The 438-nt window shown below is 50.7% G+C and carries 1 protein-coding gene; it reads right to left on the bottom strand.

All coding sequences use genetic code 11. The features are described from left to right. The coding region (locus ACOSDM_RS20140; RefSeq protein ID WP_420726322.1) for a hydantoinase/oxoprolinase family protein at positions 1 to 438 on the bottom strand (438 nt) is incomplete at both ends.

The following is a 438-nucleotide window of genomic DNA, read 5'->3' as shown; positions in this document are numbered from 1 at the left end:
GCGCATCAACCGGAACGGCAATATCAGTCATTTGTCCGATATAGTGAATATCAATGGAAAGCCGCAATTGAGGGTCTGCGCCACTGATAGAGAAATCGTCCCCGATTTGATCCTGGGCCTGATCGGCTATGCGTGTCAGAATGTCATTGACGGTTTGAACAGTCTCATCTGGAATTTCTGTATCCTGAGCAATCACTTGCAGTACAGAACCTGTGACGGAAAACTGAACATCGGCCTGGGCAATTCCATAGGCCGAAAAGACCGATGCATAGGGCGGAATAACGATTTTCTTCGCCCCGATCTCTGCGCCGTAGGCCGTGCAATGCGCTGGACCGCTGCCGCCATAGGCCAACAGAACGAAATCCCCTGGATCATGTCCCTTCTCGATTGTCACCTTGCGGATAAGATCTGCCATCTGATTGTTGACGATCTGAAGGA

Source organism: Hwanghaeella sp. LZ110 (assembly GCF_048892525.1).
Taxonomy (GTDB): domain Bacteria; phylum Pseudomonadota; class Alphaproteobacteria; order UBA8366; family Aestuariispiraceae; genus Pacificispira.
The sequence above is the reverse complement of the archived record's forward strand: the minus strand, read 5'-3'. Positions and strand labels throughout refer to the sequence as shown.